The 18,351-nt window shown below is 52.0% G+C and carries 13 protein-coding genes and 1 tRNA gene; 4 read left to right on the top strand and 10 right to left on the bottom strand.

Going from position 1 to position 18,351, the window contains the following annotated elements; all coding sequences use genetic code 11:
* The first annotated feature begins 14 nt into the window (after positions 1-14).
* Positions 15-173 carry a hypothetical protein gene (locus tag DCC81_RS25555; RefSeq protein ID WP_165806555.1) on the top strand — a complete coding sequence of 53 codons (159 nt, stop codon included), beginning with the start codon at positions 15-17 and terminating at the stop codon, positions 171-173.
* A 70-nt stretch (positions 174-243) separates the two neighbouring features.
* The gene (locus tag DCC81_RS11855; RefSeq protein WP_108686837.1) at positions 244-570 is read left to right on the top strand and encodes a hypothetical protein; all 327 of its coding nucleotides are present in this window, start codon (positions 244-246) and stop codon (positions 568-570) included.
* Positions 571-836: 266 nt separating this feature from the next.
* On the opposite strand, the gene DCC81_RS11845 is transcribed toward DCC81_RS11855, so the two are convergent.
* The 3 genes from DCC81_RS11845 to DCC81_RS11835 all read right to left on the bottom strand — a co-directional run bounded on the left by DCC81_RS11845 (position 837) and on the right by DCC81_RS11835 (position 2,704).
* The gene (locus DCC81_RS11845; RefSeq protein WP_108686835.1) at positions 837-1,151 is read right to left on the bottom strand and encodes a hypothetical protein; all 315 of its coding nucleotides are present in this window, start codon (positions 1,149-1,151) and stop codon (positions 837-839) included.
* Positions 1,152-1,170: 19 nt separating this feature from the next.
* Positions 1,171-2,436 carry a tyrosine-type recombinase/integrase gene (locus DCC81_RS11840; RefSeq protein ID WP_165806554.1) on the bottom strand — a complete coding sequence of 422 codons (1,266 nt, stop codon included), beginning with the start codon at positions 2,434-2,436 and terminating at the stop codon, positions 1,171-1,173.
* 197 nt (positions 2,437-2,633) lie between these two features.
* Positions 2,634-2,704: transfer RNA gene (locus DCC81_RS11835), tRNA-Gln, on the bottom strand.
* A 240-nt stretch (positions 2,705-2,944) separates the two neighbouring features.
* On the opposite strand from DCC81_RS11835, the gene DCC81_RS11830 reads away from it, so the two are divergent.
* Entirely contained in the window at positions 2,945-3,997 is a 1,053-nt protein-coding gene (locus tag DCC81_RS11830; protein ID WP_108686833.1) for a sensor histidine kinase, read from the top strand.
* On the top strand, positions 3,994-4,728 hold the full coding sequence (locus DCC81_RS11825) for a LytR/AlgR family response regulator transcription factor (protein ID WP_108686832.1): 735 nt from the start codon (positions 3,994-3,996) through the stop codon (positions 4,726-4,728). Before DCC81_RS11830 ends, DCC81_RS11825 begins: the two co-directional genes overlap by 4 nt.
* Here the strand turns inward: DCC81_RS11825 and DCC81_RS11820 are convergent, their stop codons facing one another.
* The 7 genes from DCC81_RS11820 to DCC81_RS11790 form a co-directional block, all read right to left on the bottom strand.
* Positions 4,729-5,601 (bottom strand): ROK family protein, encoded by an 873-nt coding sequence (locus DCC81_RS11820; protein WP_165806553.1) that lies wholly within the window; start codon positions 5,599-5,601, stop codon positions 4,729-4,731.
* Positions 5,583-6,857: an MFS transporter gene (locus DCC81_RS11815; RefSeq protein ID WP_108686830.1), complete on the bottom strand. Its 1,275-nt coding sequence runs from the start codon at positions 6,855-6,857 to the stop codon at positions 5,583-5,585. The genes DCC81_RS11820 and DCC81_RS11815 overlap by 19 nt, the downstream gene beginning before the upstream one ends.
* A 2-nt stretch (positions 6,858-6,859) precedes the next feature.
* Complete coding sequence (locus DCC81_RS11810) at positions 6,860-8,644, bottom strand: class I mannose-6-phosphate isomerase (protein WP_108686829.1); 1,785 nt, start codon at positions 8,642-8,644, stop codon at positions 6,860-6,862.
* A gap of 1 nt (position 8,645) precedes the next feature.
* Positions 8,646-11,510: a glycoside hydrolase family 38 N-terminal domain-containing protein gene (locus tag DCC81_RS11805; RefSeq protein WP_165806552.1), complete on the bottom strand. Its 2,865-nt coding sequence runs from the start codon at positions 11,508-11,510 to the stop codon at positions 8,646-8,648.
* 192 nt (positions 11,511-11,702) lie between these two features.
* Positions 11,703-13,211, bottom strand: coding sequence for a RagB/SusD family nutrient uptake outer membrane protein (locus DCC81_RS11800; protein WP_108686827.1), 1,509 nt, complete (start codon positions 13,209-13,211; stop codon positions 11,703-11,705).
* 37 nt (positions 13,212-13,248) lie between these two features.
* Complete coding sequence (locus tag DCC81_RS11795; RefSeq protein ID WP_108686826.1) at positions 13,249-16,320, bottom strand: SusC/RagA family TonB-linked outer membrane protein; 3,072 nt, start codon at positions 16,318-16,320, stop codon at positions 13,249-13,251.
* A 693-nt stretch (positions 16,321-17,013) separates the two neighbouring features.
* On the bottom strand, positions 17,014-18,228 hold the full coding sequence (locus DCC81_RS11790; protein ID WP_205686320.1) for a glucosidase family protein: 1,215 nt from the start codon (positions 18,226-18,228) through the stop codon (positions 17,014-17,016).
* Between the last annotated feature and the right edge of the window lie 123 nt (positions 18,229-18,351).

Raw genomic sequence — 18,351 nt, 5'->3', positions numbered from 1 at the left:
TCAAATCAAACAAAATGAACAAGTACATCAACCAGGTGATCATCAACGGAGTAGCTTACACTCATATCATTGAAGCCTCATCCTACAAAGAGGCGCTGGAAATCAATAAGCAAAGAAAGGTAGATGCAAAAAGAAATGGCCGTAAAATAGTTGGCCGGTTGGTAAAAAATTAAGCGACAAAAAAATAAAGCCCCGGGTAATCACTCCCGGGGCTAATTGTTAAAGCAATCACAATCAGTGATCATGGCAAAGATAGAACAAAATAGGTTCCTTTTAGCGGAAGATCCGCAACGCCCGCAAGCCGGACAGTACATTCTGCACACGCAGTCCCCCATATCGCTTATCCGGGTTCTGAGCATGGACGATGATGATCCGGTAGCCGGTGATAGCTATGTCAGCAAGGATTATCAATATGGAAGGGACGAGGTATTCCAGCTCGTTGTGATGAAATTTCATGACAATATTGTCGAGTTCAACAAGGACGACGAGCCCCAATTAACGGCCCTGCTGGACGATGCTTGGGCATGGTACCGTGCCTATCTGGTGTGGGAGGACCAGCAGAATGGATAAGAAAAGAAAGCCCGGCAGCGGGGGCGCCAGGGTAGATGCCGGGCGGAAGTCAGCCGCGGCCCTGAATATAGAAAAGCGCCAGCAGTACCCCCTTACCGTGCTCCCATCCATTATGGCCGCCTTTCGTGCGAAGTATGGGCGTGGTGCCAGCCGGAGAATTGAAGAGCTAATTCTACAGGATATATTAACTGATAATTAACATCCTACAAATAATATTTTCCTACCTTCAGATGGGTTAACAAACAATGAGATTACCGGCCGCCTATTCATGGGCAGCTTTTTCGTTGCCATGGATCCCGGGCGTGGCGGATTTCGATGCGCAACGGATAATTGCTTTCATCTCCGTTCAGGAGGAATGCAATCAACTCCATTCCCTCCATATCCACTATGTTGTTTGGGTTCATGTGGAACACCCAATATCCATCTGACAATATCACCGTGCCCAGGTGCCAGTATTTGTTAACATCCGGGTTCTCGTAGTAAGAAATGTCATAACCGCTGCCGCCACCTGGGGGCTGGCCAATTCTGAGCATCTGGCGGTTGTCACCGATGTGAAGCTCGATTTCAAAGTCTCTTCGCATATACTAACATTTCGCGAGATCAACAGAAAGGGTTGCTCACTGCTGCCGCCCGCCAGTTCTTGCGCTCGGCATTCTTTTGATCATACACCTGCTGCAGCATCTTTTCGCTGGTATGGCTCATAATATCCGCAACCTCTTTTTCGGCCTGCTCAATGCTGGTTTCTTTTGACAGGGCATCCATCATTTCTTCCGTGTTGAGGTGCTTCAGGGAATACAGATCCTTTTCTATGCCCAGGTCACCCTTAACGTATTTCTTCCAGCGACGGCCAACCTGATCGGGCCGTATTGTACTTCTATCGCTTAATATGCCAGGTTTGAGTAGCCGCCCAAACAAGTTCACCGGCGTACCAGGATGCTTTGCGCGGACGGCATTGCACTCCTGCAATACTTCTTGCCATATAGGTAGCGCTATGGTTTTAATAGGCTTCCTGGTTCTCACTGGCGATCCTTTCCGCTTCCGAACGGTAACCCATACGGTTTGGTTCTCCAGGTCAACATCAGTGTCCTTCACCTCTATCAGTTCGGTTTCCCTGGCCCCGCTGTGAAAGAACATTTGGACGAACCGCCAAAATCGGTAATCTCGTTCCTTCAGGTGGTCGCCTATCTTCTTGCGCTCTTCCCAGGTAGGCTTCTCCCGCGGTGGGCGTACGACATCTACCTTATCAATGCCGGCAGTGGGATTGTTTTCCAGGCATTCCAGGGTGAGTAATGGTTTGATGATGCCAGATAGGTATGCCTTGTACATGTTGCGGCGGTTATCGCTCCATTTGGGATTGAGCTCTGCACACTTCTCCAGGATGAGCACCAGGTGCCGGCGTTTCAGCTCAGAGATCTTCAGCTGGTCCAGCTGCAGGGCCCTGGCAGCGTCTTCCACGCCGCGGATAATGCTACCGATGTCATTTACTGCTTTGGGCGCGTACACCTTTCTTTTAAGGCCAAGCCATAGGGCCGGGATTAACGGCGTGTCCACATCCGGTATCAGGCCGTTGAGCGATTCCAGGTACTTATGAGTACTGAGTGTACGATCATCGACCGGGTAATGTATTGGCGCTGGCGCTGGCGGGAGGGTTGGTTCTGCATCTGGCACTTCAGCCTCCAACATCGTTTTGGTAATGGGATTGTAACCTTGGTTTTCCAGCAGATCCCGCTGCAGATCACACAGCTGCTGCATCAGTTGCTGACGGCTATCAAGATCCTTCACGCGGTTAATACCACCCTTACGGCGAACGGGGAAGCCATTCGGATAGCGGTCCTTAAATGCCGGGTCATGAAAGTAGTATTCCATGTACCAAGTTTTTTTGATTGAAGCACGGGAGGTATTCCAGTTGGCGGGTACGATGTTGAACTCGCTGTAAGAACAGCCGTTGGGTAACATTTTCATCTTTGCTTTTATTGACGTTTTTAATGACGAACAACAAAGCATCACAGCTAATAAATGGGGCTTTAATTTATAAAACCCGCTACTGTTGCGGGTTTCATTTGTTGCCGAACCTGGATTCGAACCAAGACAAACAGAGTCAGAGTCTGTCGTACTACCGTTATACTATTCGGCAATGCTTTTTCCGTATTGCGGGATGCAAAAATATGATTTTTCCCAATAACAACAAAAGAGATTTCAATTTTTTCCCGGCATCCCCCGGAAACGGCTACCACAGCGGCATCCTCGTCAAAAAAAAATCTTCCAGCTAGCAAACCCAGCCCTGGGAAGCCGCCTTCCTGCCGTTTGTAGGCCGGGACCGTTGTTTGCAGAATGCCCATTGGGCACCGCGGCAAATAGTGGTAACTTGAAACAAATGTTTATCCAATTACGGTCCATATTCCAGCGCATCCTCTCCACCACCTGGGTGGGGCACCTCCTTTTCTGGGTGTGCTACTACATATACGACGGGCCCATCGCCTCCACCATAGAAGTAGTGCCGTACAAACGCATCTGCTCGGCCGCCATCGCCTTGCCGGTGAAGATCACCGCCACCTACGTAACGCTCTACCTGCTCACCCGCTACCTCCGGGAGCAGCCCCGCAACCGGCGCCTGCTCTACCTGCTTTTCCTGTCAGTGACCGGGTTTGGCATCTGTGCAAGACTGGTGAGTTACGAGATCGTGTATCCCAATTTCTACCCGGATTGGGCTACTGTGCAGCCGCTGTGGTATGTGCCCAAGATCATCATGGAAACCTTTGGCGTGTACTCTGTAGTGGCCCTGGTAGCTACAATGCATTTCATCAAACAATGGTATGTAAGCCAGAAAGAAAAACAGGTGTATCAGCACGAAAAGCTGGAGGCAGAACTTAAATACCTGAAAGGGCAGATCCACCCGCACTTCCTTTTCAACACCCTTAACAATCTCTACGCCCTTACCATCGATCAGTCGCGGAAGGCGCCGGAAGTAGTGTACAAGCTTTCTGAGCTCATGAGCTACATGCTGTATGAAAGCAACAAGCCTTTTGTACCGTTGCAAAAGGAGATCGCCTATATTGAAAATTATATCGTGCTGGAAAAGATCCGTTATGAGGACAGGCTGGATGTGTCATTGAATGTACTGTCAGATGTAAGTGGGTACCTGATAGCGCCCCTGCTCATCCTGCCCTTCGTGGAAAACAGTTTCAAGCACGGCTTCAGCAACGATATTGGTAATATCTGGGTGCACATTGACATCCTGGTAAACGATGCACAGCTGATCATTAAAATAGAAAACAGCAAATGTGATCCGCCCCTGGAAAAGTCCGCCCATTGCGGCATTGGGCTTACCAATGTTAAAAAACGGCTGGACCTGATCTACAAGGACCAGTATTCCCTGCAGATCTTTGATGAAGAATCTTACCTCGTGATCCTGAAAATAGCGATATGAAATGTCTTGTTGTAGATGATGAACCCCTGGCTATACAGCTGCTGCAAAATTACATACAGCGCGTGGATAGCCTGGTACTGGCCCGCAGTTGCAACAACGCAGTGGAGGCCCTGGCCTGCCTGCAACACCGGCAGATAGACCTGCTTTTCCTGGATATCCAGATGCCCAAGATCACCGGCATAGAGCTGCTCAAATCGTTGTCTTACAAACCCAAAGTGATACTCACTACTGCTTATCGCGATTACGCCGTGGAAGCCTTTGACCTCGATGTAGTGGACTATCTGCTGAAACCTATTTCCTTTGAGCGCTTCCTGCGCGCAGTGAGCAAGGCCCTGGGCAGCCAGCTTTCCAGCCCCGCGGCAGACCCGGACCACCAGCTCCTGCATTCATTCAACGAATCTTACATCTACCTGCGGGAAGAAAAGGAAATGGTGAAAGTATTGCTCAAAGACATTATTTACATTGAAAGCCTGCGCGATTATGTGCGGGTAAAAACCATGCAAGGGCAGATCATTACCTATAACAAGATCGGCTACCTGGAAAAGAAATTGCCGGAGCACAAATTCATCCGCGTGCACCGTTCTTACATCATAGCGCTGGAAAAGGTAACCACCTTCACCCCTGCCCTCGTAAAGCTGGAAAACGCCATCAGCCTGCCTATTGGCCGCAATTACAAGAATGCCACCGTAAAGGCGCTGAACCGGTTCAATATCCTGCAGTCTAACGGATGATCAAGCGCCTTGCAGAAACAATGCTGCTGCGCCATACAAAGGGGCCGCTTCTCCCAGGCTGGCCAGTTTTATCTGCGTGGGAATACCATATTGCTGTAGTGCTGCTTCCAATGCGGGCCCGAAGAGGAAATAACTATTGGTAATATTTCCACCCAGCAAAGCCAGTGCCGGCGGCACTTCCAGCAGGGAAAAGAATTCCGCGAGGTTGCCGCCAAACTCGCTGAACAACTGCCGGGCCGCTCCATCATCCGCCGCCCGCATGGCAATGGTCTTTACATCAGCAATAAGCGCATTAGGCTCCAGCACGGCATAGCGCTGCACCAGCCAGCGGCTGCAAAAGTAATCTTCCGCACGCGTGCCACGGAAAGGAAAATCGTAGTAATGCGCTTCCTGTGCTATACCCTGTGCAGCCACGGAAGAGCCAAAGCCAGTGCCGAGCGTGAAGCCCATTAGCTCCTGCGCTCCCTGCACGGCGCCTGCCAGTAACTCCCCTTGCAAAAAGCAGCGCGCATCATTGGCCATACGAATGGACTGTAAATCCAAACGCTGCATCAGCAAGGTTTTCACGTTCTTCCCATACAATGCCTCATACTTGTGGAATCCCTTGATCAGGGAGATACCCGTTTCATAATCAAACGGGCCGGGCATGGCAATGCCCAGTGCCTGTACATCTGCGCCCTGCATGCTTCGTTGCATTACTGCCGCCCAATCATCCAGGATGATGTTCACCCCGGCCTGTGCACGCACGTGGCCACGGTGCAGGGTATCCTCCAGCAGGCGGCCGGATGGCAGTTCTACCAGGGCAGTGGTGATGTGAGTACCGCCTATATCAGCCACCAGTACCAGCGGTGGTGTTAATGCATGAGGTTCCAATGTTGTTGTATTTGTTCCAAGGTTTGCCCTTTGGTTTCGGGTACCATCCTGTATACAATAATAAATGCTACTACGCAGAAAGATGCAAAGAACCAGAAGGTGCCTGCAGTACCAATGCCGCTCAGCAGCATCGGTGTAAGCTGCCCTACTGCAAAATCCGCCACCCACATCACCAGGATGCTGAGGGAAAGCGCCTTGGCGCGGATGGCATCCGGGAAGATCTCTGCAGCGATCACAAATTTCAACGGTCCGATGGAGAAGGCAAAAAAAGCCAGGAACGCCAGCACGCAAAGCAGCAACAGCACGCCGCCTGTATGCCCGGTATAAAAACAGATGCCGGTACAAAGCAAGGCCACCATGGCACCGGCGGTGCCCCAAAGATACAATGGCCGGCGGCCCAGGGAATCTACTTTCCAGATGGCAATGAACGTGAATAATACATTGGCTGCGCCGAAAAACAGCTGGCTCAGTAAAGAATTATCCAGGGTAATGCCGGCGCTGTGCAGGATGGTAGGCCCGTAGTAAATGATGGCATTAATGCCGCTGAACTGTGAAAAGAATGGCAGCAAAATACCTATCAGCAGGGGTTTGCGGTATGCCGGCGACCAAAGCATGCGGTAACCGCCATCATTCACTTGGGGCAGGTCTTTTTGCATCAGCCAGCGGGGACTTTCGGGTATCCATACAATGCCCAGCAGGAAAAGCGCGGCGGGCAGCATAGCCACGCCAAACATCTTACGCCATACCAGCATACCTGGCAGGAAGTCCTGCCCATGCTGCAGCAGTAAAATATTGCTGCCATATGCCACAAAAATGCCGATGGTCACTGCCAGTTGGTAAAAAGTAACCAGGCGGCCACGGTTGTGCGCCGGCGCTATTTCAGAAAGATACAGGGGCACCACACTGGAAGCAATACCCACCGCTGCCCCGCAGCAGATGCGTGCCACGATGAGCAGGCTGAAAGGCTCCAGCAGCGCACATCCCAGGGCAGAGAGCAGGAAAAGTAAGGCGGCAAAGAAGAGCAGTTTCCTGCGCCCCAGCCGGTCACTGATGTCACTGGAAAAAAGTACGCCACCTATGCACCCGGCCAGGGCGGAGGAAACAAACCAGCCTTCCTGTGCAGGATTAAGCTGGTACTGTTCTTTTACAAACGGCAATATGCCCGATACCACGGCCATATCAAAGCCAAACAACAGGCCGCCCAACGATGCCACCACCGTGGCTAATGTGAGATTACGTGGAACATGAGATTGCATACTTACATGGATAAAAGGCGGTCAAAAATATAGTGGTGCTCTTTCAGATAGGCGCTCACCAGCTTGGCCGGGCGGGCACCTTTATTGACCACCCGGCAATGCCCGGCAGCAGCGGGGATCACAAAGGTTTCCGCATAATGGTACACGGTTTCAACGCCACCCGTTTGCACTGTTATGTTATCGCCTTCCACCAGCATCATGATCAGGCAGGTGTTATTTGTCGGAATGTCTACCACGGTTTCAAACTCAAAGCGCTGCACAGCATAGAAATGATCCGGGTGCGTGGAAAGCTGCAGCAGCTGCCAATCGGCGCCGGTGGCTACCACGCTTTGCTTTGAGATCAGTTCTTCCTGCACCTTACTGCCCTGGCGGGTGAAATCCAGGTTATCAAATGCCTCGGGAATGCTGATGGGACGTGGCTTTCCATCGAGGCCCAACCTTACCCAGTCATACATTTTGAAAGTGAAGATGTAAGGGGTGGCACTGATCTCCAGTACCAGGTTGTCTTTACCGGCGCTGTGCACAGTGCCATTGGGGATCAGGAACAGGTCGTGCTTTTTAGCGGAATGCTTTTGTACATATTGTTCTATCGCTACCGGCTGCCCGCTTTCCTGGCTGGCTTCCAGCACCCCGCGCAGCGCGTCCCTTTCTACTCCCTGCCGGAAGCCCAGGTACACCGCAGCCTCCGGCTTGCAGTCCAGGATGTAATAGGTTTCGTCCTGGGTGAAGGTTTCACCAAAATGCTGGCGGATGTAATCAAAGCGCGGGTGGCATTGTATAGAGAGGTTGCCCCCGTCAAAAGTATCCAGGAAATCAAAACGGATCGGAAATTCATAGTGGAAGATCTCCGCATGCTTACCCAGGATAGCCTGGTTGGCGTGGTACATCAGCCATTCAAAAGGCAGCTCCAATACTTGCCCGTCACTTTCAAACACTACGCCGTTTTCCGGTACGATCATTTCAAAAGACCAGGCATAGTTCACCTCCTCTTTGGGCAGGTCTGCAATGTGCGCTTTCATCCATTGCCCGCCCCAGGCACCGGCTTCAAACCAGGGCCGCACCCGGAAAGTACTGGCTGCAATATGATCTATTCCCCGCAGCAGGTCCGGCTGGAAGGCCCAGCTGACGTGGTCTCCCCACTGTGTATCCGCAAAGATGGCAATGCGGGACAGGATGCTTTGCTTATGCGCATCCAGCACCGGCCAGTCTACAAAGTAGTAGCGCTTATACATCTCCCCAGCCTGCTCCGGCACATTGTTGCCCAGGTTAGTGGTGGCGCCGGCCCGCATGCGGTATTGCAGTTCATTCTTCGGAATATCAAAATACACCACCGGTGCCGCAGGGTGTAGCAAGGCTGCACCGGTGCCGATAACCAGCTGTAAACCGCCAGCGGGCAGCGTTTGCTGCGGTTCAAAAAACTGGTGCAGGGCCAGTTTGCACTTGGTGCCCCACACGTCACCCCGCTGGCCCAGGTAAGGTGCTACCATATTTTGAACGGTAGCCACACTTTTCAATACGGGTTGCTGCCAGTTTACGGCAACGCCCAATGACTTCAATTCAGCGGAAAGGTTCTCCTGTACTGTTTTCCAGCAGATACCCACGTAGCCATCCAGGCACACGGTTTCCTGGGTAGACAGCCATTGGGCCAGGGAGGCATAGCCGGTATGTATCTTGCCGGCGCCTAAGGCGTGCACGGGGTACATGTTGTAACCGCCTGCAGTAGTGGGTTTCAGAGTTGCCGGCAACAGTCGCTGACTGGTTTGCCGCAGGTTTGTTTTCGCTTGCATCCTAGATCTTTTCTACGCGCAGCATCAACACGCCCTTACCGGGAATGCTGAAACTATCGCCCATTTCTTGTTGATTTAATTCCAGCAGGTTGCACTGCCTTACTTTCAATGTGCCGTTATCCTTTGCTGTAAAATGTACGGTGGTAGCGGTTTCGCTGGCATTCACCAGTTGCATGACCACACCGTGGCCATCTGCCGCAGGGTTGATATTTTCCACGTAAGCGGTGCCTGCCTGCAGGTCAAAGAACAGGTTTTCCTGCGCAGGCCCTGCAGCTGCCGCTACGATCATGGGTTGATGGTTTTCCAGGCCGGTGGCATTCACCGCTGCCGCATCGTACGCTTTGTGCACCTGCAGGTAGTAGTGGAATGTTACCGGGCCTTCCTGGCTGTGGCGGAAATTGGTGTGCCACAGGTTATTCATGGCCCAGCTGGCGATGAGGGGCTGCTGGTCCGTGTATGTGCGCCACAAGCGCGAATGATGCAGACCGCCCAGCAGGCCTGCTGTGGGGTACTGGCCTATCTCGAACAGCGGCGCATCCGGGCTGCTCCAGGTAATGCCTATGTCTTTGGAAGACACATCCACCCAGCGCTGCAGGGTATACCAGTTGCGGTTTGCAAAGGGCAGCTGGTCACTTTCCGCCGTAACGCTGTTCCAGGGAATATTGTAGCGCACCTGTGCGCCTTTCACCGCAAAGGGAAATACAAAGTGCAGGCTTTCTTTATCACCAATCGCTTTTTTATCTACGGTATTGCTGATCTCTACCCTGTCCAAACCCGCTACCAGCCGTACCTCCCGGGTGAGCGACGTAGTGCCGGCGGCAGGGCCGCTTGCTTCCAGGCTTACTACCAGGGGGCCATTTTCCTTCACCCGGATATTGGCATGCCGTACTACCTGCAGGCCGCCCACGGAGTCACCTACCAGGTAATCATATTGGTTCAGTCCACCGGAATCGGCCAGGTTCGTATTGTTGCCGGTCTTTTGCAGGCGGGTGATGTTGCCCGTTTGCCGGTCCAGGGTGAGGGTGTAGATGCCATTGTTCAGCGTATAGCCGTTTATGGTAGCCTCTGTTTTTACAAATGCCTTACCTGGTTTGATAAAATAACGTTGCTTGGAGAAAGGCGCCTGTTCTGTTACAAACACCAGCTCCCCGGTGCTAAGCCGCTGCGAGGGCAGCTTACGGCCGCCGGCGTCTGTTACCAGGTCGCCGGCCTGGCTGAGCGTGGCGGGCACCGTAACCAGGGCGCTGCGCTGGTAAGCCAGGGTATTGTATACATCCACGGCATTGGCCACGGCCTGCTGGCCCGCTACGCTGGCTTCCAGCAGGGTTTTCGTCTGCGACTGCGCCTGCAGGGCAAAGTTTTGTTTATAGTGCCATTCTGATAACACCTTGGGATCATTGGGCTCAGACACGCTGTTGTAAGCTCCCCAGGTATGCTCATTGAACATCACCATGTTCACGAAGGCGTTGTGAAAATCCGCCGCAGGAAAAGCATCGCGGCCACGGATGGCCCAGATGGCGCCAGCCTGCTGCAGCTGGTCTGCTGCGTTGCGGTTAATGGCCGTTTCCTTTGCGCCAGAGGATACCCCGTCTGTCCAGTACTCCGTGTAGTCTCCCTGCACCGTTGGGATCTTATCCCGGTACTTATTTTCAAAATCACGGAAGAACTGTGCCGTGGAAGTGATCACTAACTGGGGGGAAGCATAGCGCTCATTCCACGCCTTCACTGCATCCGGCAACTCGGGATCTATAGGCGCATTGTCGCTCATGGCCCAGGTGAGCAGGGTCATATCATACGCAAAATGCTTTTGCTGCAGGTTATCCAGGTAACCAAAGATCCACGGGTTCAGGAAATTTTCCGAAGGCTTGTTGGTATAATAAGGCTTGGGATCGGCCACTGTAAAGAAGTTGGGGATCTTATCGCCTTTCAGCATGTAACCAATGGAGTATGGAGACGACTGCCAGAACAGCAACTTTTGTTTACCGGAAGGAGAAGCCCAGTAGAATGGGTTATCCCGCAGGTTGTCCGCATCGCCAATACGGTCTGACGAATTGGGTGCGCTCAGGAAATATTTAATGCCGGTAATATCACACTGCGCGCTCAGGCCCCAGGAGGCACCCGGCACGTCTACCTGCATCATGGTATGCAGCTCCAGGCCCTGTGCTGCGGCCAGTTGCAGGCCGGTCTGGAACTGGTGCATGAGTTGCACCGGGCTGGTAGCGCTGGTGTTTACGTTGCCATAAGAAGCATCAATATTGATCCATCCTTTTTTTACGGCGTTCCAGAAGGCTGCTTTTTTCCTGGCATCCGCCCGTTTGAGGTAGTTATCCACTACCCAGATGGCTTCCGTGTTCCATTTATAACGGGCACCTTCGGGGTAGTCCTGCGTATGTTCGGCAATTTTAATGGCTTCGTCGATATTGTTCATGTGGATGGCCATCACCTTCTCCTGCACATCGGTATAGCCCACATCCACATGTGAGTGGGGCAGCAGGTATACCTTCCATTGCCGGGCCGGGGGGACCAGCACGCGGGCCGTATATTCATTACCGTTAGTTACAAACCTTACTGCGGCCTGTGCCATCTGGCCGGGATCAGCGCCTGGCAGCGGCAGCTCATAATATTCCAGCCCGTCCGGGCCGGGAGCGATATGTATGCTGTCCAGCGCCCCGTTCCAGGTTAGGTAGGCAGTACCTTCTTTATAGTCTTTGCCTCCATGGAATTCCAGCCTTACCATGCGCGCGGCCTGGCCATGGTAGCGGAGATAGGCTGGCGTAGCTTTTAGTCCTATGCCCGTAAAGGCTTGCTGGGCATGGGTTTGCAGGCAGAGGACGCAGCAAGCCGCCCACCCTATAATTGCTTTCATTTGAATGCTTGGTTTTAATATGTACAAACATACGTACATACTAATTAGTTTCATAATCTTTTTTGGGGTAATGGGGCGGTGGTGAAGGAAAAAAGTTTAGCGGGTGGAAAACAGGTGTTGATTCGAAAGGGGTATTGGAAAACAAAAAAAAGTCCTCCCTGGAAAGGGAGGACCGCTCGCTATGAAAAGGTCTTAGAAGCCGGGATTATTCGGCAGCAAGTTTGGATTTACATCAATTTCCTGTTGCGGCACCGGGAAGAGCCGCTGGTTTTCTGAGAAGGTAGCATTGTACACCGTTTTGTGGCCAACGAAGTTGTCCCAGTTACCGGTTACATCATTGTGCACTTTCAGTGTACGCACCATATCAAACCACATTTTATTTTCAAAGCACAGCTCAAAGTAACGCTCCAGCCATACTTCTTTTTCAAATGCATCCTGGCTCAAAGTGCCCAGGGGCGCCAGGTGTGCACGTTTGCGGATATCGTTCACCACTTTGATGGCCTGTGCGTTAGGACCACCTTCTGCGCGGTTGCTCGCTTCTGCGTACATCAGTTCCACATCTGCCAGGCGGTAGATCGTGTAGTTCAGGTCCGACTTGGTGGTGTTCACTACTGCCACGGAGTCAAACCATTTGTAAATGTAAGGCGTGCGGAACTTCACTGTATCACTGCCTTTGGAGCTTTTGTATTTGCTGTAGAAGAATTGTCTTTCGTCCAGGCGATGGTCTCCCGCCGGGAAAGAAGCGAGGAACTGCGGCGTGGGATATACCGATCCATATTCATCAGAATACTTGGAAATGCCCGAGTAGTTAGGAATGGTCAGCGGTGTAAGCGGGTTAGTAGACGGTACGGACGCCGCATACTGGATCTGGAAGATGAATTCCTGGCTGTTCTTATTAGCCGGGATGGTCATATCATGGTAGTCATTAAAAAGATTATAACCGCCGTTGTCCAGCACGTTCTTGGAACGTTTGGCAGATTCTGCATAATTAGCAGCCCCCCCATTGATCGCAGCGCCTGCATACGTGAGGTATACATCCGCCAGCAATGATTCCACCATGCCTTTAGACACGCGGCCATTCACATCCCGCCAGGGAAAGTTCACCTTTTCTGCTTCCAGCAGGTCGGGGATGATGATATTATCGTAGATGGTCTTCGCATCGGTACGTTTTAACTTCAGTCCTGCGGAGCTGGTGGGTGTTTCACTCACCATGGGCACCGCACCAAACATGCGCACCAGGTAGAAATAGTAGAACGCACGCATGGCATGTGCTTCACCCAGCAAAGCTGTTTTGGAGGAATCGTCAATGCCGGTCACGCGGGGCAGGTTGCCCAGCGCGGAGTTGCACGCACCTACGCCCTGGTACAGGTGCTGCCACCAGGTGTCCATGTAAAAGGAAGAAGCGCTGTAGCTCAGGTTCTGGAACTGTGCAAAACCGGTTTGTCCCAGGTCACTGTTAGACTTGCCCGTGGCAAATTCCATCAGGTTCCAGGTGTTACCACCATAAGAAGAGTTCTGGCCGTTCAGCAGGCCTTGCATGTCCTGGTAGCAACCATCCGCAAAGGCACGCGCCACCTTCATGCCGGCCAGCGGCGCACTGGGGCTGATGAAGCCCGTTGGATTTTCTTCCAGGAATTTTTTACAGGCACTCCCCATGAGTAGCACTGCAATAACGAGGATATGTTTAACTGAGAATTTCATGTTGTAATTTTTTGAATCCAAATAAATTAATACACCCTTAGAAGCCTACCTGCACACCCAGGTTCCATACGCGGGGACGTGGATAGGAGAAGAAGTCCAGGTTCTGGGAGAACGCGTTGTTCTGACCTACGGTCGTATTGTAAGTATCTACTTCAGGATCGTAACCAGTGTACTTGGTGATGATAAAGAGGTTCTGTACGCTGGCATAAACACGGAACTTGTTGATGTGGGAGCGGGTCAGCACAGCAGAAGGCAGGCTGTAACCCAGTGCAAAGTTCTGGCCGCGGATGAAGGAACCATTTTCTACCCACCAGGTATCAAAGTGAGAATCCTGGGTGAATTTGTAGCTGCGCACCTGGGCTACCATGCCGGTCTGGTGATCCGGGGTCCATGCATTCAGTACCGTTTTCAGGCTATTGGCCAGGGTCTGGCGGTCTTCTGAAGAGTGCTTGAAAGTAGCAGCAGTATTGATGCCTTGCACAATGCGGATATCAAAAGAGAAATCCCAGTTCTTGTAGTTCAGGGTACTGGTAATGTTGCCGGTCCATTTCGGAGTGCTTTGGCCAATGATGCTGTAGTTTACGCTACCGTCTTTGTTATACAGGTATTTGCGGTCGCCGGAGTGCAGGCCATGAGACGCTGCTTCTGCTTCTTCTGCTTCGCTGTAAATACCGAGACGGGTCATACCGTAGAAAGAACCGATGGGCTCTCCTACACGCAGCACGTTGGTCTGGCCCAGGAAGTTGGGACCGGGGAAGATGTCTGCATTACCATCATTAAGCGCCAGGATCTTGTTCTTGTTATGGGAAAAGAGGAAGGTGGTGCTCCAGGTAACGTTCTTTGTTTTTACGTTCACAGTATTCAGTGCTACTTCAATACCGGTGTTCAACACGGAGCCCACGTTCTCATACAGGTCTGCCTCACGCATACCGGCGCTCCAGGGAATGGGCGCCTGCAGCAGCAGGTCCTTGGTTTTGCGGTGGTAGTAATCCACGTTCAGGTTAATGCGGTCCTGGAACAATCCCAGTTCGATACCTGCATCCGCCTGCACGGAACGTTCCCATTTCAGGTCTGGATTACCCAGGTAGTTGGGCAACAAAGTAGGCTGGCTGGCGCCTCCAAGCACCACGGTGCTGGCAGAGGTTTGTGCTTCAGATTTGTAGGAAGGCAACTCTGAGTTACCCGCAGCACCAAAGCTGGCGCGTATTTTCAGGTTGGTGATGCCTTTCACATCTTTCATGAAATCCTCTTGTGACACACGCCATGCAGCGCCCAATGAGGGGAAGAAACCATATTTGTTGTTCGTGCCAAATTTGGAAGAACCATCGTAACGTGCCGTACCGGTAAACAGGTAGCGGTCTTTAAGGTTGTATGTAACGCGCGCAAACTCAGACTGCATGCGCCACATACCGTCATTGCCATTGATGGAAGAACGTACTGCGGCGGCATTCAACGCATGCCATGCCAGGAAGTCTGTTACAAAGTTCTGGCCTTCCACGTAAGCATATTCATTGGCATACTGCTGGAATGAAATACCCAACAGGGCGGTCATGCTGTTGTTGGCATTGAATTTCTTATTGTAAGTAAAGTAGTTTTCAGACTGCCAGTATTTATAAGTATTGGTAGTGATGCTGGCCTGGCCGCCCTGGTCCTGAGACAGGTGAGGCAGGTCCTGGCCGGAGTAGAAGTTGTTCTTTTCTGAAGTGAGGCTGAAACCAAAGTCAGATTTGAAATCCAGCTCCGGTGTGATGTGGAACAACAGGTAAGCATCGCCCAGGCCCAGTACCCTGTTATTGATAGTGTAGCGGCTCTTGGCAATGTGCACCGGGTTAGGGCCACCTTCGAGGCCATCAATGTCATTGTTGCCTGCCCAGGTACCATCAGGATACTTGATCGGTACAATGGGAACCTCTTCCGTTACCATGCGCGGCACGTTCAGGGAGCCGTTGGCGTCAGACACCAGGTTCTGGCGGCTGTTGATCACAGAAAGGCTACCACCTACCTTCAGCCATTTCTTAATATCGTTGTCCATCGTGAAACGGGCAGAGTAACGTTTGAACCAGGAGTTCACCATGATACCATTCTGGTCCAGGTAGCCGAGTGACAGGCTGTATACGCTCCGCTCGTTACCACCCTGGAAGTTCAGCTGGTGCTGGGTGGAGATAGCCGGTTTGTAAGTTTCCTTTTCCCAGTTGGTATTATAAATGGGTTTGTCGTTCTGGTCAAACAGTTTGGGGAAGTTGATGTGGTTGAGCTCCTTGGGAGGCGTCCAGGTACCGCCGTTCGGGTCAAACTTGGTATCGTTTGCAAAAGCCTGGTTGTAGACCTTTACAAATTCTTCAGAATTCAACGTAGGCAGGTGGCGGTAGTTTTCAGCCAGGTTCACGTTACCATCGTAGGTCACGGTGGCATTGCCGGCGCGGCCACGTTTGGTGGTGATGATGATCACACCGTTTGCACCACGTGCACCGTAGATAGCGGTGGAAGACGCGTCCTTCAATACTTCCAGGGATGCGATGTCATTCGGGTCGAGGGAGTTACCATCCACACCGATCACCCCGTCCACTACATACAGCGGATCAATGGCCAGGTTGATGGACCCCAGGCCGCGCACGCGCACCTTGGCAGCAGCACCGGGGGCGTTGCTGTTCACGCTTACGTCTACGCCGGCCACTTTACCCTGCAAGGCCTGGCTTACGTTAGGCACGGGCTTGTCCATGAGTTGTTCTGCCTTTACCGTGGCTACCGAGCCGGTAAGGTCGGATTTCTTTACCGTACCATAACCGATCACCACCACGTCACTGATCTGGTTCACTTTGGGCACCAGGGCAATATTGAGCGTAGTGGTCTGCGTTGTTACCGGGATGTCCTGCTGGTCGTATCCTACGTACGATACCTGCAGGGTGGCCTGGCTGCCGGGAATGGTGAGGGTAAAATTACCATTGGCATCGGACATGGTGCCGGTGTGCGTGCCCTTGATCACCACAGACACACTGGGTAGTGGCGTGTTGTCTTTGGCGTCGGTGACCCGGCCACTGATTTTGTGCTGGGCCATTGCATGCAGGGAGAGCAGCAAGCATGCAAGTGCATAGACAAGTTTTCTCTTCATAACGGGAGTTTTAGATGATGATATGATATTGTGGTACTGAAATTGGCAATACAAGCCCGGCCGCGCCGGGCAGTGTGTGTGCGGGCGCAGCGGGTAAATGGAATGACGATATGTGTCGCTAACGTAGTGTTGTTACTGTGACGACGTTTTTTAAGGTTTAATGTTTCAGAAACTGGTCTCCCTGCTGCTACTGTTGAATGGCTGACGGGCTATAACACGGATCTGTGCTACATTTCTCTCAACGGATTGCCGGAACACGCGGTTTCGTGTACTGTTTCGGATCAATGAATTTATTGATGGGTCCCGGGTGCCCGGGACGTGTAAAACCGTTACACGCGTGATGCTGTAATTAGTTCCAGGTTTTGCCGGCGGTTGTTGCAATGACGGCCTTTGCGTGTGTAACTGCTTACTGTTTTGCTTTGCGCTGAACGTGGCTTTTGACAATGTTTTAGAGAGCTGTTTTTGCGCGATACGGTTTTTTGTACTACTGTTTTGCTTGTGAATACTGTTTTGCTTGTGAATTACTGTGTTTCCTTTGTGACTTACTGTTTGTTACCGTGGATGGCGGCGTTGCCGCTGTAATGTGCTTTAGTAATAATATACAGCGGCTGCGCCTGATGATCTTTTGTTTCGAGGTTGTTCCGAGGCTTTTCGTCTTAACGTGATGCTGGTTATCGAATATATACGTAATAGTTATGCGTGTTGTTTTGCCCATTGCCTGAGCTGGGAGATGGCATCGTACAGCACACCGGCCTCTCCCCTAAAGTCTCCCGAACCTTTAGGGGCGCCGGTTTCCACATCATACCACTCATGAAATCCTTTTTGTTCAAGCGCACGGTCTATCATCGGCGATAATTCGCTGTACGCTTCTTTCACGAATCCGTTTGCGGTAAGGGCTTGGATCATGCGGCCGCCAAACCAGGTCCAGTCGCCTGCATTCTGGTATACGTACGGCTTCATGTTGGGAAACTCTTTTTCGGGGTAAGGCGGGTATACCGTTATCCCGATAGTGGCATATTTTTCTTTGGCCGCAGCGGCCAGCATCTGCCGGTTGATGGCGGCGATCTCCGCTTTGTTGTGCAATCCCGCCAGCACCGCGCAGGCGGTGCCACCGGTGTACAGGATGGCAGCTTCGTTGAAACCAGCAGAGAAAGGGCTTCCGTTTAAGTACAGGTGGGGTAAATATTTTTGCGCTTTCGATTGCCAGAGGTACTGGCGCACGTGCCTGCGGATGCCCGCTGCTACAGTATTCCAGTCGCGCCGTGGTTTGTATCCCCTCGGCAGTATGGTGTTAAAGTCGTGCAGGGCGATGAGCAGCATGGCATTGTCATAAATATCGATCGCCCATTTGGTATGTTCATTAATGCGGACACCCCATCCTTTTTCCGGTTGCACATCACCCCAGTCTATCGTAGTAGCGCCGGTGACCAGGCCATATTTTTCAGACCAGCGGTCTTTCAGCAAATATGCAAAAGCATCTTCCAGGCGGGCCAGCACTGTTTTACCACCTATCGTTTCATGAAGGATGGAAGTATCGCCGGTGGCATCAATATACTTTTTAATGGCCTGTACCAGGGACGACTCCTGGTCTGTTTCCACGGTGTTCTTATGGGCAGCCCATCCCGGCGCCAGGTCGGAGTAGCGGTATTCGTAGCCCACATAGGCCTTTTCCTTCGGGATGAATCCGTCTACGATGTTACCATCTTCGCCCTGGAGCTGGAAGAAACGCAGCAGCATTTCTTTCACTTTTTCCTGCGGGGCTACCTGCAGGGAGCCCCGGATGAAGGTGTTAAAATCCCGGATCCATACTTCCCCATAGGAGGTGCCGGCCGCAAAGCCGGTGAGGAGGCGCAGTGCCCGGGCCTGGATGGTATCCAGCCGGCTGTCCTGCAAAATCGTTTTAGCCAATACCTTTAAAGAATCGCCTGCCACATTATTAGTAAGTACTGCAGGATCTGGTATAATAGTGTATGTAGCACCCTGAATTGGAGGAGGTGTAATATCCTTTACTTGCAGAATCGATTTAGTAAA

Origin of the sequence: Chitinophaga parva (assembly GCF_003071345.1) — a bacterium.
Classification (GTDB): Bacteria; Bacteroidota; Bacteroidia; order Chitinophagales; family Chitinophagaceae; genus Chitinophaga; species Chitinophaga parva.
This window is presented reverse-complemented; position numbering and strand designations above follow the sequence as displayed.

Coding starts and splice junctions, on each gene's coding strand:
- DCC81_RS25555 (WP_165806555.1), top strand. CDS start 15: ATGAACAAGTACATCAACCAGGTGATCATCAACGGAGTAGCTTACACT.
- DCC81_RS11855 (WP_108686837.1), top strand. CDS start 244: ATGGCAAAGATAGAACAAAATAGGTTCCTTTTAGCGGAAGATCCGCAA.
- DCC81_RS11845 (WP_108686835.1), bottom strand. CDS start 1,151: ATGCGAAGAGACTTTGAAATCGAGCTTCACATCGGTGACAACCGCCAG.
- DCC81_RS11840 (WP_165806554.1), bottom strand. CDS start 2,436: ATGGAATACTACTTTCATGACCCGGCATTTAAGGACCGCTATCCGAAT.
- DCC81_RS11830 (WP_108686833.1), top strand. CDS start 2,945: ATGTTTATCCAATTACGGTCCATATTCCAGCGCATCCTCTCCACCACC.
- DCC81_RS11825 (WP_108686832.1), top strand. CDS start 3,994: ATGAAATGTCTTGTTGTAGATGATGAACCCCTGGCTATACAGCTGCTG.
- DCC81_RS11815 (WP_108686830.1), bottom strand. CDS start 6,857: ATGCAATCTCATGTTCCACGTAATCTCACATTAGCCACGGTGGTGGCA.
- DCC81_RS11810 (WP_108686829.1), bottom strand. CDS start 8,644: ATGCAAGCGAAAACAAACCTGCGGCAAACCAGTCAGCGACTGTTGCCG.
- DCC81_RS11805 (WP_165806552.1), bottom strand. CDS start 11,510: ATGAAAGCAATTATAGGGTGGGCGGCTTGCTGCGTCCTCTGCCTGCAA.
- DCC81_RS11800 (WP_108686827.1), bottom strand. CDS start 13,211: ATGAAATTCTCAGTTAAACATATCCTCGTTATTGCAGTGCTACTCATG.
- DCC81_RS11795 (WP_108686826.1), bottom strand. CDS start 16,320: ATGAAGAGAAAACTTGTCTATGCACTTGCATGCTTGCTGCTCTCCCTG.